Source organism: Bartonella sp. AA18HLJMS (assembly GCF_042197245.1).
GTDB lineage: Bacteria > Pseudomonadota > Alphaproteobacteria > Rhizobiales > Rhizobiaceae > Bartonella.
Genome location: NZ_JBHIRP010000049.1, coordinates 1 through 2,805 on the forward strand (window position 1 = coordinate 1; position 2,805 = coordinate 2,805).

The following is a 2,805-nucleotide window of genomic DNA, read 5'->3' on the forward strand; positions in this document are numbered from 1 at the left end:
TTCTATAAGACTATAATGGTTGTCAATGTTATCGGCGTTAATGATGAGATTGCCGTGAGATTGTATCATCCCCTGAATGGTGGGCTTATGCGAAAACCCCTGCGTGACAGTTTCTTCTGTCATATGTGACTGATTATTCCATTGATACCGTCTTATATTACTTTTTGTTTTATCATATTTCCAAGTAAATGCCCTATAAAATGCTCCATCTTCCAAAGTTGCCGTGCCATAGGTTCCCTCTTTGTTAGCCCAAAGCTTTTTATCAAATACAAATACTTCCCTAGGTATATACTGGTGTGCAATAACTATTGTTCTATCCTCAAAGTGACCCTTTCCCCAAAGGTTGGGACCATCTTGATATAACATCCCATCACTGAGTTGATCAGAACCCTTTGGTCTTTGGAAAGAAATATCGCTATATTCCGTTTTTTCTGTGATGACAGGCGTGCTATCGGCTTCGTTTTTCAAGGTGTTGGTTTGGATATTTAAGTTTCCACCGGCTTGAATAAAGCCCGCTTTATTCACAAGCGAAAGGCTTTTTCCAGTACCAGCTGCATTGGTGAAAAATAAATTGCCTTCTGCCATAATAGCGCCAAAATCATTGAGCAAAGCCCCATCAACTTGTAAAGCACCATTGCCCTTTACATAAATTAAACCCGTTTTGCTGTTGGTCACATCGCCCGTCACGCTAAAAGCTAAATCATGACCCGCTGCCAATTGACCGCTATTTTCAAGCTCCCCGGTTTTGATGATAAAATCTCGTGCTGCTAAAACCGATGTGAACTGATCCACCATAACGCCTGGAGCAACAAAAAGAATATCTCCAGTCCCTCCTTCATCGGTAATGGCTTGTAGCCGTGCATGGTGAATATCAAGAACATTGGTGCTTTGAAAATCTAAACCACCATAAATCAGCGTGCTGCCCGAGACATAAATATGATCCGCAGTTAAATATAGCGTTTGCGGCGTGTAAATATGAGAACGATCATTGCTCAAATCCAGTGTGTTTGCTGTCAATCTCACATCCCCCGTAGCAGACAGCACATTCTCAACGCTGATCCCTCCTGATACCGAGGTCAGGGTTGCACTGCCATAGCCAATGACCTGATCATAATAAATGTCGTTGCCAGCAAAAAGTTCAATATTGCCACCACTGATAATATGCCCAACCTTTATACCCTCTTGCGCTGTAGCAAAAAGGGAACCTTTATCATGAAAAACAAGAGCACCTGTAGGGTTTGAAGGGCTCACCTGAGAGTGAACAAAATCTAAACCTGTCATCAGTGTGCCTGCATCAAGACTTCCCACCTTTAAAACGGCATCATCACCCGTCATCAAAGAAGAAAAATCAACCGCCCCACCATGAATGTCTGCTCTGCCATAGGCTAAAACTTGCCCAAAATGAATGCCGGCATGGGGGTCAACATGAATGGCAACATTGTGATGCGACAGAATTGTTTGGGAAACAGAGAGCCCATTATGAGAAACCAGGGTGATATCTCCTGCCCCATAAATACTTTCAGCAAAAATCGCACCTTGACTGCTCTGGAGATCAACATCCCCTTTTGTGCCAAGAACAAGGCTGCCAGCTGCTTGCGTGGCTGCCATATCAACCCCACCAGCTAAAAAATGGGCTTGTATATCACCACCGGCATGCGCCCTGAGATTGCCCCCAGCTAAAACAGTGCCACCAATATTAAGCGCTCCATCTGTTTCAAGTGTTACATCAGCGCCTGCGCCTAGCCCTGAAACTTGAAGAGCATGGTGCGAAGAAAGCTCCAAATTGCCCCCCGAGGTAGCTTTTCCGGCAATTGATAAAAGCCCATCCTGGGCATCTACGCTCAAATGACCTTCCGCGCCAACCGTTTCTAACATGACACCTTTTTTTGCTGCAATCGCAATATGCTTTTTGGATGTAATGTTCTCTGCATGAAGGGTATCGCTTTTTGATTGAAGAACAACACCCCCATGACCAAAAACATTCTTCAACGAGATTTTTCCGTCAGCAGAAAGATGCAACTGCCCCGCATTCGCTGCCATATCATGGCGCATGCGAACCCCAACTCCTTGTTCTGTTGCCACAAGTTTAATCTGATCCGCCTGGAGAGCCCCAAAAGCAGAACCATCTATCGCATATTCCGGTTTACCGGTAATATCGGTCAGTTCTTTCATTTCCCGCAAAGCATAATCAAAGTGACCCGTGCCTGCTGTTACTCCAATCTCTCTGCCCGCAACCGCTCCTTCAAAATGCACTGTGCGTGAGACAATATCGACAATATCAACCGAACCCTTGCCAGAAAAAAAATTGGCTCCCTTAGCGCCAAAGGTGATATCCCCTCCTCGCACCTGAAAACCTTTCAGAAAACCACTCGCATCAATTTCGGGTACACCCGTGGTTAAGGTCGCATGGGGCGTATTGATAAAGCCACAACCATTACAGCTTATGCCGTTGGGATTGGCTATAATCACATCAGCTTGATGCCCAAAAACCTCTCCTGGACCATTCAAGGCACTGCGCTTGCTGCTGGTCACTTCATTTAAAATCACTTTCGCTGAACCAGAAGTGCGCAAATGCGGATTGCCAGGCATAATGCCACCCAACTGCGATTGTCCCACTTCTTGCGCATGATTGTTCCAAATAACACCTGCATTGCCAATATTAAAATCGTTATATTTATTGTGCGATAAGCCCTTGCCATTGGGGGTAACAATATCAATCGAGGGAACCCCATTGGGCGCTGCCACTATATCTGGACGATGGGCGGCATTCGCGTTAGGATCCACAGTAATTTGCGCCTGTAACGC

At 45.4% G+C, this 2,805-nt stretch carries 1 protein-coding gene; it reads right to left on the minus strand.

Annotated features, from left to right (window positions below; all coding sequences use genetic code 11):
- On the minus strand, positions 1 to 2,805 hold a 2,805-nt coding region (locus tag ACFINW_RS09725), incomplete at both ends, for a filamentous hemagglutinin N-terminal domain-containing protein (protein ID WP_375674254.1).